The sequence below is a fragment of the Enterococcus sp. LJL51 genome (genome assembly GCF_049894025.1).
GTDB lineage: Bacteria > Bacillota > Bacilli > Lactobacillales > Enterococcaceae > Enterococcus_L.
In genome coordinates this window covers 59933-77705 of record NZ_JBNEQE010000013.1, presented here as the reverse complement: position 1 = coordinate 77705, position 17773 = coordinate 59933, and the positions used below count along the sequence as shown (strand labels likewise).

The window sequence follows — 17773 nt, the reverse complement described above, 5'->3', positions numbered from 1 at the left end:
CATTGTGTTATACCTATGGAATTATTGTAATCCTCGCTCAGGCTCTCTCCCAGTTACTAGCCCATAGTAGAAAGTCCGCTCAAACTTATCGAAAGGAAGCACCTCTTTTTACAATGCTTTACTCCATACTTTCTGCATCAGTTGGATCGCCATATTTCTCCGTAGCCGTCCTTATAATATCTGTCAGAAAGACCGTTTGTTCCTCTGTAGATAACCCAAAATCATTCTCTTGAACAATAAGCCTCATAGCCATCCCCAACTGCATTGAGTCAGAAGAATACTGTTGGGTATCATTATCAATCTTTTCTTTTAACGCAAGGGCTTGTTCCTTTGTTTCTACCGACCTGAGTTCTTTCACCCACTCTTTTTGAGTGTTTCGTAATGATTCTAGTGTTTCAAAATAAATATCAGCTCCATCACCCTGCAGATGCTGCTTTAGCTCATCTATGGCTGTCTGTTCTTCTAAAACCGCATTATCATAATCACTATTGTAAACAGCTTTAGTAAATTCCTTAACCATACTAAAAGTATCTTCGTTCATTTCAGGCGTAATGTTGTACGTAATATTTCCAATATAATTGTCATCATAGGTGTTTCCTGCTATAGCATTAACCCATAAATTTTTGAGTTCATCTTGAGTTATTTTCGGTGCATTTTCTTGAAGGGCTTCAGTTTTCACTTCTTCACTAGAAGACTGCTTTGTTTCCTCTGTGAGGCTTGGTTCAGTATTGCTTGACTTCTTATCCGCATCCGAGGAGCCACAAGCTGACAGCACCATCAAACCTAATAATGTTAGCATTCCAATTTGTATCTTTTTCATCCTATACTCCTCATTCTTTTCTAGTAAAACTATTCACTTCTATCCTTAAGAAACCTTTTAGTGTTTACTTTAAAAATCCTCCAGGCAACTTGGCAATAACTGGAACGACTATCTTTGATTGATCCACTACTTATTTTTTAAAGTTTATTCGTTAGCAGGAATAATATTTCCTTACACAACTCTTCATTTAAAGCTTTACACTATTGGATAAAAGTTATTCCTTCATTCGCTTTTCATCATACTCAACTCATCCTTTAATCCCACATCATCACTTTGATGAAGAATTCTATTTCCATTAGATACTCCTTTCTTATTTCCAGTCAATCTATCTATTTAGAGAAAATTTTTGCCTTGTATCAAATGATTACTTTTGAAAACAATTGAACAGTGCTATTTAAACTCAAAAAATAATATCTATTTCAATTAAAAATAGCAACACATTCTGCTAGTCTTTTTCTTTTAGAACAAAATCACTTCCATACAATCAACCTTTTCTTGAATTATCTCTAAGCTGTTCAAACACCCAACTCTCTATAGATAGGACCTTAACTCTATCATATCACGCATTAATCCTCATTTACATTATTTATTAAAAGCCGGCCTATGCTCCAGAACAGATATCCGCTTTTCTTCAACACGTATTTTTCTTGTAGCTCTTATTTAACTTTTCAAAAAAATTTATTCCTGTTGCCGTCTTCTAATAGGGTATTTTTATAGATTCTCTGAGAAAGTACGCTAAGTATTTTTTTGTTACACAATCATCAAACGTTTGATAAAATCCTCATTTCGAGAATCCAACATTCTACACTTAAAATTGATTCCATAACCATCTGTCATTTTTCTTTTAATTTTAAACGGCATTATTTTCATTTCGATAAATAGCAGAGATTATTACTAAATTATTTTGAACAGTTACTCCTCTATTTCCAAACAGACCACTCACAGCATAAACAAAAGCACAGGCATTTTTCTCAGCCTGTGCTTTCCTGATAACGAATTAAGCATTCTTCCTCCAACTTGCCGGTGTTCATCTGATTAAAGCTTTCTCCCCAGTTATAAAGCATTTCGATTACTGGTTTAAGCGTCAAGCCAAATGTTGTTATGTGATAGGAAACCATCAACGGTTTCTCCTGAAGTACATTCCGCTCAATCAGACCATCACTTTCCAAATCCTTTAGCTGAAGCGACAGCATTCTTCGGGTAATTCCCGGAACCATCCGTTGCAGCTCACTATAGCGATAATCGCCTTCTAAAATCAAATGATAAAGCAGCACGCTTTTCCAGCGACCCGAAATGAGCTGTAGTGTAGATTCAACGGAACAGCCGTTTTCACAGTTGTATATTTTTCTAACCATAATCATTTCCTCCCATACATACTAGTAATGCCATTTATCATAAGTAGTATTTAAAAAAAAGTAAATTTTACTGCTTACGACTCTATTGAAGAACAACTCAAATGATTCCGCTTATAGATGAGACAACAGCAGCTTTATTCTTCATCAGCAAACAAAATTTCTTTATTTCCTCATTCAATATTAACTAAGAGAAGTATACTCTATCAAAAATTCTCTGATTGTCTGCCAATACGTCTCTCCTCCAACAATCCCTGCCATTCCATGCTGCGCCTTGTCAATCACCAGCGTATCTTTCAGACCTTTTTGTGCCTGAACATTTTTTTCCAACATTTCAAAGGGGACGAAGGTATCTGCTGTGCCATGAATAAATAAGGTGGGCCGTGTATTTTTACTTAGCTGTCTCACCGAGCTGCCTTCTTTTAACCACCAGCCTTGCCTTAGCTTGTTGATTAACGAAACTATACTCAGCAGCGGTTCACTCGGAAGGTGAAAAATCTGCTTCAACTGATAGCTAAGCTCCTCCCCAACCGACGAATAGCCGCAATCCTCAATTGCTGCCTTTACCTGTCGAGGCAGCTCTTCTCCTAATGTCATCATCACAGCTGCTGCCCCCATTGAAATGCCATAAAGAATAATCTCACATTCACTTTCCTGCTCGATTAAATAGTTTATCCATACTAGAATATCCAGCCGATCCTGCCAGCCAAAGCCGATAAGCTGCCCTTCACTTTCACCATGCGCGCGGTTATCCGGCAGTAATAGATTGTAACCCAGCTCTGCAAAATAAGGCGCTTTATCAAACATTTCCTTATGGTTACCACCAAAGCCATGCACTAGGAGTACCCAGCGTTTCGATTCCTTCTGAGGATAGACATAGCCCTGTAAACGCAACCCATCAACACTTTGAAGCTGGACACTTTTTTCAATTGAAGTCTCTTGCCATTCTACTTTCTTTTCCTTTACTGGATTTAGAAGCTCTGCTGCTGGCGCAGCAATTAGATTATGATCTGTCTCAAACGCTTCTTCTCTATTCCCAGAACGATTAAAAGCCATTCGATACATTTTGAATGCAGCCAGACAGACACCAGCGGTAAACAATAATACCAAAATAATTATCCACTTAACCAAGGGGCTCCCTCCTTTTAATCAGCTCTTGATTCAACTGATCAAATTCTGCCTCTGAAAGCAGTCCTTTTTTATTAAACAGATAGTAGCAAATAGTGATTCCAAGCATTGGAATCACAGTTAAAAATACTAGTAAAAGAGTGCTTTTCATATCGGGAGCCGCCTCAATAATTCTTTGGATTCCAGCAGTCTTCTCTACAGATGAGATTTGTGAACGGGCAGCCTTATTCTCCAGCACAGAAATTTGATTGGTTGAAGTTAGGATGCCAATTGTTAAGTATACAGCCATAGTAAGAAGCTGTCCTAAGCCCATCCCCAGCTGTGTAACAAAAGGACGAACTGAGAAAATGATGCCTTCATTCCGCGTTCCATATTTCCATTCATTGTATTCAACTGAGTTAGCAATATTAATCATAATAACTAAGTAGAATACACCATTGCCAATCGACGGCAATATATTCGCTCCAGCCATGATTCCAAGCTTAATCATCCCCAAATCTGGAGACAGAAGAATCCCTGATAGAAACAACAAAATGTACCCTGAAACAGAAAGAGCGGCAGCCATTCTAATCAGCTGCTTCCGTCCAAGTTTACGAGACAGCATTGGAAAAATAATAAATACTACTGCACCTGAAAATTGACCCACTATATTAAATAGGGTAAGAAAAAGACCATTGTAACCAAAACTGAAATACAGATACGTAGACACTAGTGTCGTACTAAACGTAGAAACCATCATATAAATAAAAAGAATGACTCCGCTCCAAAGTGCCTGATCATTCTTAAGAATGATGCGGGCAATCTCTTTAATACTAAATTTTGTTTTTTGAGATGGGCGAATCGGAACCACTTCCTCCTTTACACCAAACAAAGTAATCCCTTGTGTAATCAGCATAATAACTGAAAATAAAATACCAATAACGGCGTAGCCAGTTACCGCGCTGCCACCGACAACGTGTTCTCCAACTGTAAATACCGGTACAAGAAAGCTGCAGAGAAACGCACCAATACCCGCCATTAAGGTGGTCATCGATGTTAAGCGGTTACGCCCATCCTGACTAGTTGTTAAGGACGGCAGCATTCCCCAATAAGCAATGTCATTGACCGAAAAACAAATACTAAAGAGAACGTACATTATTCCGAAAAAGACAACATACGGCCAGCCCTGCAGAGTGTTGGCAAAAGAAAACGAGACAATCACCCCTGTTCCCAGAGCACCCCAAAGGATAAACGGCTTGAACTTACTTTTCTTTGTACTCGTATCAATAAGATTACCCAAAATCGGATCAATGACAGCATCAAAAAAACGAGCGGAAAACATGATGATTGTGATGGCTGAAAATTGAATTGGCGTCAGAGACTTCGTAAATAATACATAGGTCAATAAATAATTAGTAAATAAGCCTGCCGCAGCCATATCTCTACCGACAGTTCCTAAAGAAAAAGACCACAGATTTCGTTTTGTTAGTTGTCTTTCCATCATTGCTGCTCCTCAAATTTTTCTATTGCTTACAATTTACTGTTCACTAAAATCAAAGTCAAACAAATTTTATAGATATAGCCACAGCTATTGCTGCATGTTTCGGCAGGAAATCACTAATCAGCTGAATACGCCGCTACCTTGTTGCATAAAGCAAAGTAAGAACATGCTATAATTGATTAATACAAGAACTTTTGTTTATTATAAACAGTTTTACGCAGGCTATAAAGAATAAGCAGCTTAAATTTTATCAACTAGAATGGAGCTTATCGATGAAAAAAATACTATTGCTTCCTTTTGCGGTCATTGCCTTTTTAACAGGCTGTGACGATATGGAATCTAAACATACTACCAGTGGGTCTGATACCCAAGAGACAGGAGCTGTTCTAAGCAATATCCAGCAAAAGAGTGTCCCAATGAACGTGAAAGATTACACCTCTGGAACAAAGGTTTTTACTGACTCAGACGGAAACTTTCAACTAAATGGCACAACTGATCCTAATACAATCATCTACGTTTATGTAGAAAACCTAGAAAACAATGACGGCGGAGAAACTTGGATAAAAGCGGATGAACAAGGCGTATTCTTTTATGAGATTCAGCATATGTCTCAAAATAATCGGGCAAAAATCAGCTTGTCAACAGATGTGACGATTGATGCTAACGGTAATGCGGGGCTTAGACAAGGTGCTAAGAATGGATTTGAGATTGAGGTTGCCTATCCTATAACCACCAGCTCTTCAAAATGAATAAGTCAGCAATAACAATTAATTGTTAAAACAAATAGAAGCCTATCAAGAAAAGCAAAAATCCAGCTTTGATTGATAGGCTTCTATGTAAAAAAATATTGTCACGGCAATATCAAGAAATCCAATTCCCTATTTTTACCGATAGTATCAAGAAAATTTTCAAAAAGTATTTTTTTGTAAAATCAGCTGGAGTACAATAGTAAACAACAGGAAAAAGAAAAGGTGGGAAATTTATGATTGAATTGGTAAATGTCAGTAAAAATTATGAAGCAAAACAAGCATTAAAAGATTTAAGCTTAACGATTAAGCCAGGTGAAATTTTTGGTTTTCTTGGTCACAACGGTGCTGGAAAATCAACGACTATAAAAAGTCTGGTCAGTATCATTCAGCCCTCCAGCGGAACAATTACAGTCGATGGGCTAGAGCTTGCAGCAAATCGTCAGACAATCAAGAAAAAAATTGCTTATGTCCCAGATACCCCGGATATTTTTCTTCAGTTAACTGCTGGAGAATACTGGGATTTAATCAGCGCTGCCTATGAAATCGAAAAAGCGAAAAAGCAAGAGCGCTTAAGTGAGCTAGCAGCCTTATTTGATATGACAAATCATCAAAATGAAACAATTGCCGGCTTTTCTCATGGTATGCGTCAAAAAACCATTATTATTGGTGCTTTGCTAGCTGATCCTGATATTTGGATTTTAGATGAGCCGCTACAGGGCTTAGACCCTCAGGCAGCCTTTGACTTAAAAGAAATGATGAAAGCTCATGCGAAAAAAGGCAAAACTGTAATTTTTTCTACACATGCCTTGGATACCGCACAACAATTATGTGATGAGCTGGCGATTTTGAAAAAGGGAGAGCTAATCTATAACGGCTCTGTCGAAAATCTATTAGCACAATCGCCTAATGAATCACTAGAATCCATCTATTTGAAAATGGCTGGGCGCCAGGCTGATGCGCAAATTTTAGCAGATATCGAAGGTGATTCCTATGAATAAATTGCAGCTCTTTGAGTTGACTCGGGTAAACTTACGCTATGCAAACCCGCAAGTAACGAATCGTTTGCGCAACAAAGGGAAAAGTGGTAAAGAACTGACACGATCCATCATCAATCAATATTTATTATCAGGTGTCTTATTCCTCTTTATCTACGGCGCAACGATGTTTATGCTGGATTTAAGTAAACTGCCCGGTTTTTTCACATATTACGTAGCCTTATTCAGTATTCTGGCTTTTTCACAGGGAATTTCTGTTATTTATAATGTCTTTTTTGAAAGTCAGGATTTGCCGGCCTATCTGCCGCTTCCTTTTCAGCAAAGTACTATTTTTCTTTCGAAAATTCTAGTCGTCACCTTAACCGTAGTTCCTTTTGTTTTACCAATGTTTGTTGTGTTTCTATTGACTGGCTTTCGTGCAGGAATTTTTCTACCGTTAACATTGCTGCTGGCTTTACTCGTTTTCTGCCTGATTCTAGCAACCGTTTTTGCTCTATGCAGCCTCATTGTTTTCGGCTTAACCAGAACCAAATTTTTCAAAAAAAATAAAAAAGTAGTGACCAGTCTGTTGCTGGGAATTTCAATGACAATTGCAGTTGTTGGTATTTTACTGATGAACGGTCAAAGCTCTTACTCCGGCGGCGAACAAATGGACCGATCACCAATTGCAGTGCTGATGCCGGTCTTTCACATTATTTCTGCACCATTTTCATCGGCTGGACTTATCAGCTTTGTCGGATTATTAGCTATTTTCCTGGCCTTGCTAGGGGCTATCTATTTGTTCATTCTACCTAAACTATATGAACAACTGACAGATGCTTCTTCAGCAACCAGTAATAGACAGCGGAAGCATAAAGAAAATCAAAATCTGAAGCAGTTGTTCATCAGCTATAACATGCAGTTGTTAAAAGAACCGAACCTAATCATGCAGGTCTTATCAAATTCCTTACTGATGCCTGTGATATTCATTGTCACATTTGCAGTCAGCGGCTCGCTGGATTTAAGTTCAATCAGCATCAATTTTATTGGTGTCGTATTTGTCGCTGGGATTGCTTTAGCCAGCATGACGGTGAACCAAACCTCTTTTATCAGCAATCTAATTTCTCTTGATCAAGAAAATTTTACTTTTTTGCAATCATTACCTATCTCAATGAGTCAGTATATGAAGCAAAAATTTCAAGTTGGTTTAATTCTACAAAGTCTATTAACAGGTGGGATTTCTTTAATTGCCAGCTTTGTCTTTCATCTGCCGCCTATTTTTATTATTTCCATTTTGGCAGGGGCACTTTTGGGAAGCTATCTGCTTTGTCTGCGTTTTTTCGCCAGAGATTACCGATTTCTACTTTTGGACTGGACAAGTGTTACCCAACTGTTTAATAGAGGTTCCGGAAATATTGGGCTAGTAGCCACTATGCTAGGTTCTATTTTTGGTAGTGTAATCATTTTACTTATCTATGGATTTGCGGCTGTGTATTTGCCATTCTGGCCAGTCAATCTAGCAGTATTGGCTCTGTTAGTACTCATAAGCACCTTATGGATTCGCCATTATCAAAAAAATTTTTGGTGTCTTTTTAAATAGAAAAACACCAACAAAAAGAAGAAGCAAACGGGCTGTCTATCGCTCCGTCTGCTTCTTTTATACATTCAATTACTCGATTCATATCATTATATCTAGCGGCTGCTCTTTCCCCATGATAAAGCATCCCTATCTAAACTATTTATTCAGCAACGATATAATTTGACAGCATTGTATGTTTTTCTGACGGGCATTCGATTAAGACCTGAAATTCATTATTATCTTCCAGGTCAAATAATCTTAGTTTAGCTGTTGACTCTCCAGCTAATTGCTTTCCTAGTTTTTTACCGCTTTTTGCAGACATCATAGCGTCACCCAGACCACCGCCGCCTAAAAGTGATTTTGCTGCTCCAAATGCTGAACCAGCCATCTGTGCTTTCCCTTTATCGGCTCCAATATTCTCCATAATAATTTCACGAAGATAGAAGAATTTCTCTGAAGATTTAAAAGCGAAACCAATCATATTATTTTTCCCGCGTACGACAGAAAGCTCTACATTGTCCTTTGCATTAGGAAAAATCCACGACCCTCCAGACAGAATAGTCACTGGATTCTTTTTTCCGAATAACATATTTAATACTCCTTTTAATTTTTTTCAACATAAAATAGTTTTTTTCAACCTTTTTACTCATTTAGTACAGCATAATAAAATGGCAAAACAAAGATGACTTCCCTTACTAATACCGGATTCTCACTCAAAAAACAGCTGCTTTCATTGACAATCAGTTCACTGGACACACAGTGAGCCATTTAGCCTCAGCCTGCATCACACCTGCTCCATTAAGTCCCCATTCTCCTTTATAATCTAAATCAATCATGTCTCCTTGTTTTAAATTAGTGATGGGGAAATCTCGACCATCTAGGTATTTACATGAAATTTTTGTAGATGCCTTAATCTCTGCTTTCGCCTCAGAATTGATATAGGACGCATTGATTGTAATCAGTTGTTTTTTCTCATCCAGCTGTATTTCCTCCACATAGCCTCTAAAATCAAGCGTTTGTGCTTGGGGAGAAAGAATGCCAGGTAAATAAATAGCAGATAATAGCAAACAGATAGATAGCAGATAAACAATCGTTAGCACTTTTACATTATTTTTCATATGAACCTCCTTTTAATTAACACTCGCTATAAATAATTATCTACTAATATTGTACAATTATCTACTGTATCTGCTATTTTATCTCTATTCACCTTCTCCACAGTCAGAAAAGCGGACTCGTCTTGTTTGCAAGAAATGCTTGCTCGTGAAGTTAGAACTTAACTCTTTGCTTTCCTTGATGTTCGGGCGCTTACAATCACAAAAATTATATAATTCCGCTACTAGCAAAAAAATATTGGCAGAATCCTCTCAATGAGTTTCCGCCAATACAAAAGCTGTCACAATTTCCTACTTAATTTTCTATTTACCTCAAAAATCAGTTATCTTCAAAAAGACAACTGATTTCTTCAGCCCTTCATTTCCTTACCCTTCTTTATACTCCCGAAGCTGTGCTACCAGCTCTTTTAGTGCTTTATTTGCCGTCTCCCCATTATCTTCTTTGATTGCCCCTTCTGAGATAATAAAGGAACCGCCTACAGCAATCACATGGTCATTCCCAATGTAGTCTAATACATTCGTTTGATCAATCCCGCCAGTCGGCAGGAATTTCACATCATAAAACGGGCCGCTCAAAGCTTTAATTGCCTTCACGCCGCCATAAATATCAGCTGGGAAAAACTTGACTACCTTAATACCGTAATCTAACGCTCTTTGAATATCTCCCGGTGTCGCTGTACCTGGAAATACCGGAATGTCTTCTTTGATACAAAACTCAATGACTTCGGGAACGACTGCTGGAGATACGATAAACTTCGCTCCGTTTGCCGCTGCCAGCTCAGCTTCCTGCAACGTTCTAACCGTTCCGGCACCCACAATTAGTTCACCTGAGTCTGCCAGTTTTTTGATTGCTTCTGCAGCTAGACTACTGCGAAAAGTTACTTCAATAAAGCGAACCTCATTGGTAACCAGAATCTCTTCCAGCTTGTCCAGATAGGCTAAGTCTGTTGCTGTATATAGCGGCAGCAAACGGACTGCTTCCATCTGTTTGTAGATTTCATGATTCATATTTGCCAGCATACGCACTCTTCCTTTACGTTCAGCAGTTTAATCAGCGCTTGTCCAATGCTTTATATTCTGCTGCTCTAATTGATTCAGTCCCCAAGGCTTTTGGAACGCCTAAGGGACTGTTGTTTATATACCTAATTGCTGCTAAAATTCACCAAAAGACTAATTCAGCTTCGCTTTGGTAATTGCCTCATGTAGTCCCTGCATATAAGAAATACCAATCGCCCGATCGTATAATCCGTAACCCGGCATTGCATGCTCGCCCCAGATAGTCCGTCCATGGTCCGGACGAATCACGCCATCGAAGCCGGCATCTATCAGAGCCTTCATAATCGCATACATATCCAGCGAACCTTCCGTACTTAAATGAGCACTTTCAACAAATTTCTTTTCTCCTAAAAATCCGACATTCCGGAAATGGACAAAGTTGATGCGGCTGCCGACCTTCTCGATCATCTCTACTAAATCATTGGCTGGATCCGCACCTAAAGAACCTGTACAGAAGGTGATGCCATTGTAAGGTGAATCGATGATATCCATGATTCGCTGCAAATCTGCCAGATTTTTTGTGATTCTCGGAAAACCAAAGATTTCCCAAGGCGGATCATCCGGATGAATGGCCATCTTCACATCATTTTCTTCACAAATCGGAATTACTTTCATCAGAAAATATTTCAGATTTTCAAATAAATCGTCTTCTGTGACACCTTCATAGATTTTAACCAGACTGTTAAACTTGTTCAGCCGCTCTTCTTCCCAGCCCGGCAGGCGGAAGCCTTTAGATTGGCTGTGAATCAGTTTATACATATCACTTGCTTCCATATTGTCAACAACTGCCTGATCATACAGCAGTGAAAAGCTGCCATCTGGATTTTCATGTGCCAACGTTGTCTTAGCCCAGCCGAAAATCGGTTTAAAGCTGTAGCAAATCAGATGGACGCCGCAATGAGACAGGTTTTTAATTGTCTGAATATAATTGTCGATGTATTGATCTCTATCGGGCGCGCCAGCCTTAATCGAGTCATGAATAGCGACACTTTCAATACCCAATAACTCTAGGTTTTCTTTTTCAATTGATTCTTTTAGTTCCTGAATTTCCTCAATTTCCCACACATCTCCGGGCAGTTTGTTCAACAGTGTGCCCACAACTCCATTTATCCCTGGAATCTGCTTTACATGCTTTAATGGGATGGAATCTCCTTTTTCACCATACCATCTGAATCCCCACTTCATTCTGAATCATCCTTCACTATTTTTTTGAGCAGATTTATATCTACCCTATTTTTATTAAGAGGTTGTGACAGAAGTGTTCAGCTTCAAGCACTAAGGCGAAGAAGTTACTTCTGAAACACCGTTTATCCCGGTTTAAGGGATTGAGGCATACGAATGTCACAGCCCCTAAAAATCATCCTCGTCATCATCTTCTTCTGTCGCAACCATTGATACATGCCATGTATTGATGCTTTCAGTTCCCTGCGCAGCGATTGCCTGAGCTGCTGCTTCTACAGAAGTGCCCAGCAACTGGTGGTTGATTGCTTCAAGCAGCATTGGCAGATTCACTCCACCAATAATATAGAGCGAATCCTGCAGCTCCTTCAAAGAATTGGCAGTTAATACTGCCTGATTATAAGGACTGGCACTAACTAAATCTACTAAAATGATTACACCTGCTCCTTGATTCACACCGTCAACAGCCTGTCTTATATTTAAACCCAACTCTTGAATATCATCCCCTGGATTCAAACTAACCGTTGCAATATTATCAACTGCCCCCATGATGACTTCAGCTGCATCCTTTAACCCAGTGCTCAACTGGCCATGGGTTGCAATTACAATTCCTAGCATTGAGTAGCCTCCTTGCTCTTATTTAAACAACTTACTAATTATTTTTAAGTTATTTAGCTGTATTGTCTTGCTGTTTAACACTGATTTCTCAAGATAATAACGTTCTCCTTGTTCTGAATGCTCCGTTTTCCCGCTAAAAATATGTGTAACTTGATTCGAAGACGGCTGAACGATAAAATCCTTTAGTCTGGCTTCGGGAATGCTGCTTCCTATAAAATGCAGCTCATCCTCAGCACCGACACAATCCAAATAATAAATCTTCGCTGATTTTCTGCAGGAGCTCTGCAGTACCTCTAAGCCGACGTCGCCAAAGCAGCCTTCATCTACAAAAGCAAATGCTGTTTTCTGATCTCTGATTTCCGTAATTAAAGTCAAAATTGATAGAATAGAAGAACTGTTGCGAATCAGTGTTTTTCTGTTGGATAGACCTTTAGCAATCTTACTCAATAGATAAAAGTATAAACCGTAACCGGCAACTACCAAGAGTGTACTGAATGACCGAAAATCAAAGGTATCATTTGCGCTTTTCATATAGACAATAGTCAACAAAAGTCCCGCAATTAGCGCAGCGAACAGACTGATTAAAATAAAATTGGTTGTCGCCTTGCGCTGCTGTCTGCGGTCAAACAGATAGTAGGCGCCTAGACTTTGCGGCGGCGTGTCGTAATACGTACAGATAATCCGATCGGCCTTTTCAATATTTCCAACATATAAATTGCTGGAAATGTACCGTTTATTTTTCTGATATTCAATAACCTGAATATCTTGTCTAACCTCTGCGATATCTTTGAACAGGGCTGAAAGAAACCGCTGCTTTTGCTTGTTGGTGCGGCGCAGACGATAGATATGCTGGTAGCGAAAAAGCCAGTCTTTGAATGTCTCATTTTGTTCCATCGTATCCATCCCTCCCGATCTTTCAGCCGTCATTCAGCTATTTTACTTGTCCCTTTTATAAACCGAACTGACCCAAAACATCTTTCAATGTTGATTTAGGTGCAGATGGTGTTGCTTGAAAATAGATGTTCTCTACCCCATATTTCTCATTCATTTCCTTCAGCTTTTCCGCATCTGATTTATTTAAATAAACAGATTTCGTTACCAGAATATCTTTCTCAGGGTCTTTTTGCGCAATTCCTCCAATGTTCAATTCCTTCATTGGTACGCCATGTGTAACTAAATCGTAAATAACACTAACTGTTTTAGTAATCAAAATACAGTTGTATTCCTTGAAATTAAATTCATCCCAGTAGAATTTTGCCTTTTCCGGTGTAATCACAATCGTTTTCTGACCAGTTCGGCTGCCGGCGCTCTTATATAAATCACGCATAAACTTATCCTTAGCCACTACTTCATCTACTACGAAGATTGAATTGACGCCGCTCTTTTGCGATAAAGTCATCATTACCTGTCCATGTATCAGCCGTTCATCCACACGTGCTAAATTAACTACTCCCATTACTAGTCACTTCCTTCTCTGGTTTATAAGATTCCTACTGCTGCCAGCACAATCAAAATACCGGTCAGCCATAACAGTGCCTGTGTTACCTTCAGACCCTTCTTAGTGTAGAACCAGTAAACGCCCATAACAACTGCTAACGGCAGTATCCCGGGAACAATCTGATCCAGTATATCCTGTATAACGAATTCCCGCCCTGATATTTTAAACTGCAGGGTCGAAGCAACCTTGACATAGTTTCCAGCCAGAATCCCCATCATAAACAGCCCAAGCACTGACAATGTTTCAATCGCATTTTGAACACCTGAGCTCTGCATCAACCCTGTTGCATTGCGCCCCATCGTGAAGGCCTGACGGGCAAAGAAAACACCTAAGATCGCTTGATACAAAGCAAAAGCGATGAATGGGAACAACGCGCCTAACGCGCTCCCCTGTTCTGCCCACGGCACAGCGATTGCAATGAAAATATACTGTACGGTTCCTGAGTCAATCGCATCACCGATTCCTGCTAAAGCCCCCATCAAACCGGCCTTAGTATTGTACATTAAATCATCCTGCATCAACACTTCTGCGCCATCGTGCTCTTCCTGAGCTCTCTGCTGCTCCATCGAAGACATCAGGCCAGTAATTACTCCACCGCCCCAGCTAAGCTGAGTATTGAAGAATAGCAGCTGACGTTTGTATGCTGCCTTTAGTGCATCATCATTTTTATATAGCTTTCTTAAAATCGGCATCATTGCATAAAGCAAAGACGGTGCCAGATAACGTTCAAAAGAATGGGGAATCTCATTGGCAAAATGCCATCTAAGATACGCTTTCGTTACATCTTTTTTCGTAATTTCCTCTGGTGCCTGGTTGGTATTTTTTGTCATCTCTGTCATTTTATTCCCTCCTTCTCCCCATTAAAATCCATCATCATAATCATCGTCGTCATCATCAAACGAAGCACTTGCTGTACCTCCGCCGCCATCTGCCGCTTGTACGTTTTTCCCTTTTTGAGACTGTACAAAAATCAGGGCAATCAGTACACCGAAGATGGCATAAGTAACCATTGTCACTTCTAATGACTTCAACACGATACTCATGAAGTAGGCAAGGAAGAAGAATACCATGTAGTCCTTCCGGCCAATAACATAAACAGTCGTTGCAATTCCGATAGCTGCTAAACCGCCGCCCACAACCTCCAGAACGTGAATCACTACGGTTCCTTCCAATGCGGTAATAACATCGGCAATAACTGGAGCACCGAAGTAAAGCGAAACGAATACCAGCGGTACAAACAACAGGAATGAAGCAATTGTCGGATAAACAATGATTGAACGTGCAATCGCTTTAGGATTCAAGTCATCGACAGCTTTATCCGTATATTTTCCTAAAAATGTGTTGATGAAAAATCTAAATTGATATAAATAGCTGCCTAGCAATCCTACTGGTACCGCTACTGCAATGGCCGCTTCGGGAGAAAGATTCCCCATTAACGCAACCGGAACAGCAATCGCCGCAGCGATTGAAGGCTCTGCAGGCATCGAACCACCGGGTGAAAAAACGCCCATATAAATCATTTGAAGCGAAGCAGTCACAATCATCGCCTGAGCGACATTCCCCATTACCAGACCGACAATAAGACCCGTCATCAATGGAGAGAACCTTAATGTTAAGGTTGCTCCTCCTCCCAGCCATCTTGACATAACAGCTGCTGTCCATAATGCAATCAACAAACTCTGCAATACACTTAATGTTTCCATATGTCCTCCCTCTATCCCTTCCCTTTAATGTACTCTTCCAGCTGATACACTGCTGTGCGCAAGGTATCTTCAGTAATCGTTATTGGAATGAGATGAACCTTTTCTTTCGAATCAATAAATTTAATAATATCCTCAATCACTGCCTCATCCTCAGGATAAATGCCCATCTGATGTAACGACATCGGCAGCTTCAGCTCCTGATAAAACGGCAGCAGCTGATCAATCATTGCCCATTTCTCTTCAAGCGCCAGCTGATAAAAAATCCCATAAGCAACTTTTTCACCATGAAGATACTGATGACTTTCGGGAATATACTTACTCATCCCGTCATGCATCGCATGTGCTGCAGCATTTCGGGCATATTTATCCCCTAATCCGCCGACCATTCCCGCAACAGCGAAGACAATTTCCGATAACCGAACAAAACAGTCAGACAATTTGCCGTTTTTCATATCTTCGATCGCCTGAGCAGAATCCTTAGTAATTGCCTCTTTACAAAGCTTGGATGTAAAGCCAGCCAGCTGTAAAAATGGTTCATTTATCAGGTCTTTCTGCTGCAATATTGCATCAGATTCATACCATTTGGCCAACGTATCAGCTAAACCGGCAACAAAATAATCGACTGGTGCATCAATGATTAAACTTGGATCAGTTATCAAAAAAGCAGCCTGTCTTAAAAAATGCTCCGTCTTTCCTTCTGCTTCCCCAGTTTCCTTATACATCACCGAAAGCGGTGTCCATGGTGCGCAGTTACTAGCCAATGTAGGAATAACCCCAAAATTCACGTTCAGAACATGTGCTGCATAGCCAACTAAATCAGTCAGTTTTCCACCGCCAACACCAATAATAAAATCAACTTCCTCTTGTTTACTGAGTGCTACAATCAAATCTGCTCCATAGTAGCTGCATTCTCCAGTATATTGATGGAAAATAAATGAATAGCGTTCCTCATTCAAGAATGTCAGCTTCGGCTTAGCTTTTTCCCACGAAACAGATCCATGTACAACCAGTATTTTTTTAGCATGGTATTCCTCCAGCAGCAGCGATACACGATTAATTGCGCCCACATGATACTGGTAGAACTGCGGTCCGATTTTCACTTTCAAATCATCCAGCATACAGCTTTCCCCCTGTTTTCTCTATGCTATATAGCTGCTGTAAGCCTGAACGGCTCTTTCCGGCAGCTTACCGGCAGCAACATCTTCCACATCACGAACGCATTTCTTGCCCATTTCCTCTAAGCATTCCATTGTATAAGCAGAGGTATGAGGGGTCATCACAACATTGCTCATTGAAAGATACGGATGATCCTTACGTCCTGGCTCTTCCTCGAGTACATCTGTCGCAAAACCAGCAATCTTCCCTGATTTTAATCCGCTTACAATTGCTTCTTCGCTCACTAAAGCTCCCCGAGCACTATTGGAGATATACACATTGTCCTTCATCTTAGCAATTTCTTTTTCAGAAATCATATGATAGTTTTCATCAGTCAGGTTTGCACACAGACAAATGACATCTGAGGATTCCAACAGTTCATCCAGCTCGACTTTTCGGGCACCAAAGCTTTGAATATGCATCTCCGATTTATATGGATCATAAGCCAATACCTCGCAGCGAAAACCATTGCGGACAATTTCCACTACTCCACTGCCGGTATTACCCACGCCGATAACGCCCACAGTTTTGTTAAACAGTGTCCGTCCAACAAAATCGGCTCTGGCCTCCCAGTCGTCCTCCTTCACGCTCTGGTGTGCTTCAACTGTTCGACGTAGAATTGTCATCAAATTGGTTACATTGTTCTCTGAAACAGCATCACGTTCAACAAGAGCTGGAATAATAGTTACAATCGTATTATGCTTTTCGGCTGCTTCCACATCAATGTTATTGTAGCCAATGCCGTGCCGTGAAATTAAAATAAGTTCATCCTTATGGTCAAAAAACTCCTGAGTAAAAAACGGCGTGACACTTGCAATAATAATATTATAGCCTTGAAGCTTTTCAGCTAATTCCCGCCCATTGATTTCACCATCCACAGTGAAATGGGCAACAAGACCAATTTTTTCCAAACGTTCCATATGCTCTGGAAACACCTTACCAAAACTACTGGAGTTAACAATTGCAATTTTGAATTTCGACATACCTTCGCTCTCCTTTAACTGCTCTTTTTAGAATGTGTCCAATGAAGTTCATATCTGAATGAAGCTGCAGCCTTTATTCGAGAAAGTATCTGGACTCGTTGTATTTATACTTGATGGAAATGATTGTCGGAATCTAAATCTGTTGCTTTGAAACAACTCCTATAGAGGAGCTAATCTGCCTCCTTTCTGTAGTGAAAAAGCTGTTACCAGTTCCCGTCCATTCCACCAGCTGGACAACACCTCACATGTAGAAATCTGATGAACCAATTCACTCTAAATAGTCTATTTTATTAAAATTTAAATCTCTCAACACGTTTTACTTTTTCTCCCTCCGACACCCACATCTTACTTGATAAAAAATAATATGTAAAGGTTTCCAATTAA

18 protein-coding genes are annotated in these 17773 nt (G+C 39.8%); 3 read left to right on the top strand and 15 right to left on the bottom strand.

Annotation, left to right across the window (positions count from 1 at the left end; genetic code table 11):
• Nucleotides 1-118: 118 nt before the first annotated feature.
• From ACPWSO_RS12465 to ACPWSO_RS12450, 4 genes are all read right to left on the bottom strand, one after another.
• The gene (locus tag ACPWSO_RS12465) at nucleotides 119-820 is read right to left on the bottom strand and encodes a hypothetical protein (RefSeq protein WP_426083831.1); all 702 of its coding nucleotides are present in this window, start codon (nucleotides 818-820) and stop codon (nucleotides 119-121) included.
• Nucleotides 821-1791: 971 nt separating this feature from the next.
• On the bottom strand, nucleotides 1792-2175 hold the full coding sequence (locus ACPWSO_RS12460) for a winged helix-turn-helix transcriptional regulator (protein ID WP_426083829.1): 384 nt from the start codon (nucleotides 2173-2175) through the stop codon (nucleotides 1792-1794).
• Nucleotides 2176-2355: 180 nt separating this feature from the next.
• Nucleotides 2356-3303 (bottom strand): alpha/beta hydrolase, encoded by a 948-nt coding sequence (locus ACPWSO_RS12455; protein WP_426083827.1) that lies wholly within the window; start codon nucleotides 3301-3303, stop codon nucleotides 2356-2358.
• Entirely contained in the window at nucleotides 3296-4780 is a 1485-nt protein-coding gene (locus ACPWSO_RS12450) for an MFS transporter (protein ID WP_426083825.1), read from the bottom strand. The genes ACPWSO_RS12455 and ACPWSO_RS12450 overlap by 8 nt, the downstream gene beginning before the upstream one ends.
• Before the next feature lie 272 nt (nucleotides 4781-5052).
• Between ACPWSO_RS12450 and ACPWSO_RS12445 the strand changes: the two genes are divergently transcribed.
• The 3 genes from ACPWSO_RS12445 to ACPWSO_RS12435 all read left to right on the top strand — a co-directional run bounded on the left by ACPWSO_RS12445 (nucleotide 5053) and on the right by ACPWSO_RS12435 (nucleotide 8103).
• Nucleotides 5053-5529, top strand: a complete 477-nt coding sequence (locus ACPWSO_RS12445) for a hypothetical protein (protein WP_426083823.1) — start codon at nucleotides 5053-5055, stop codon at nucleotides 5527-5529.
• Between the two features lie 233 nt (nucleotides 5530-5762).
• Nucleotides 5763-6527: an ABC transporter ATP-binding protein gene (locus ACPWSO_RS12440; protein ID WP_426083821.1), complete on the top strand. Its 765-nt coding sequence runs from the start codon at nucleotides 5763-5765 to the stop codon at nucleotides 6525-6527.
• Nucleotides 6520-8103, top strand: a complete 1584-nt coding sequence (locus tag ACPWSO_RS12435; protein WP_426083819.1) for an ABC transporter — start codon at nucleotides 6520-6522, stop codon at nucleotides 8101-8103. The genes ACPWSO_RS12440 and ACPWSO_RS12435 overlap by 8 nt, the downstream gene beginning before the upstream one ends.
• 139 nt (nucleotides 8104-8242) lie before the next feature.
• Here the strand turns inward: ACPWSO_RS12435 and ACPWSO_RS12430 are convergent, their stop codons facing one another.
• The 11 genes from ACPWSO_RS12430 to ACPWSO_RS12380 form a co-directional block, all read right to left on the bottom strand.
• Nucleotides 8243-8671, bottom strand: a complete 429-nt coding sequence (locus ACPWSO_RS12430) for a hypothetical protein (RefSeq protein ID WP_426083817.1) — start codon at nucleotides 8669-8671, stop codon at nucleotides 8243-8245.
• 151 nt (nucleotides 8672-8822) lie between these two features.
• A complete protein-coding gene (locus ACPWSO_RS12425; RefSeq protein ID WP_426083815.1) occupies nucleotides 8823-9200 on the bottom strand; it encodes a hypothetical protein in 378 nt (125 codons plus the stop codon).
• A gap of 363 nt (nucleotides 9201-9563) precedes the next feature.
• A complete protein-coding gene (locus tag ACPWSO_RS12420; protein ID WP_426083813.1) occupies nucleotides 9564-10217 on the bottom strand; it encodes a bifunctional 4-hydroxy-2-oxoglutarate aldolase/2-dehydro-3-deoxy-phosphogluconate aldolase in 654 nt (217 codons plus the stop codon).
• A 150-nt stretch (nucleotides 10218-10367) separates the two neighbouring features.
• Complete coding sequence (gene uxuA / locus ACPWSO_RS12415) at nucleotides 10368-11438, bottom strand: mannonate dehydratase (protein ID WP_426083811.1); 1071 nt, start codon at nucleotides 11436-11438, stop codon at nucleotides 10368-10370.
• Nucleotides 11439-11603: 165 nt separating this feature from the next.
• Nucleotides 11604-12050, bottom strand: coding sequence for a PTS sugar transporter subunit IIA (locus tag ACPWSO_RS12410; protein ID WP_426083809.1), 447 nt, complete (start codon nucleotides 12048-12050; stop codon nucleotides 11604-11606).
• Between the two features lie 18 nt (nucleotides 12051-12068).
• Complete coding sequence (locus tag ACPWSO_RS12405; RefSeq protein WP_426083807.1) at nucleotides 12069-12944, bottom strand: hypothetical protein; 876 nt, start codon at nucleotides 12942-12944, stop codon at nucleotides 12069-12071.
• Nucleotides 12945-12999: 55 nt separating this feature from the next.
• Nucleotides 13000-13506, bottom strand: a complete 507-nt coding sequence (locus tag ACPWSO_RS12400; RefSeq protein ID WP_426083805.1) for a PTS system mannose/fructose/N-acetylgalactosamine-transporter subunit IIB — start codon at nucleotides 13504-13506, stop codon at nucleotides 13000-13002.
• Between the two features lie 23 nt (nucleotides 13507-13529).
• Entirely contained in the window at nucleotides 13530-14387 is an 858-nt protein-coding gene (locus ACPWSO_RS12395) for a PTS system mannose/fructose/sorbose family transporter subunit IID (RefSeq protein WP_426083803.1), read from the bottom strand.
• A gap of 21 nt (nucleotides 14388-14408) precedes the next feature.
• A complete protein-coding gene (locus ACPWSO_RS12390; protein WP_426083801.1) occupies nucleotides 14409-15251 on the bottom strand; it encodes a PTS mannose/fructose/sorbose/N-acetylgalactosamine transporter subunit IIC in 843 nt (280 codons plus the stop codon).
• An 11-nt stretch (nucleotides 15252-15262) separates the two neighbouring features.
• A complete protein-coding gene (locus ACPWSO_RS12385; RefSeq protein ID WP_426083799.1) occupies nucleotides 15263-16369 on the bottom strand; it encodes an iron-containing alcohol dehydrogenase family protein in 1107 nt (368 codons plus the stop codon).
• 21 nt (nucleotides 16370-16390) lie between these two features.
• The gene (locus ACPWSO_RS12380; RefSeq protein WP_426083797.1) at nucleotides 16391-17389 is read right to left on the bottom strand and encodes a D-isomer specific 2-hydroxyacid dehydrogenase family protein; all 999 of its coding nucleotides are present in this window, start codon (nucleotides 17387-17389) and stop codon (nucleotides 16391-16393) included.
• Nucleotides 17390-17773 lie beyond the last annotated feature (384 nt).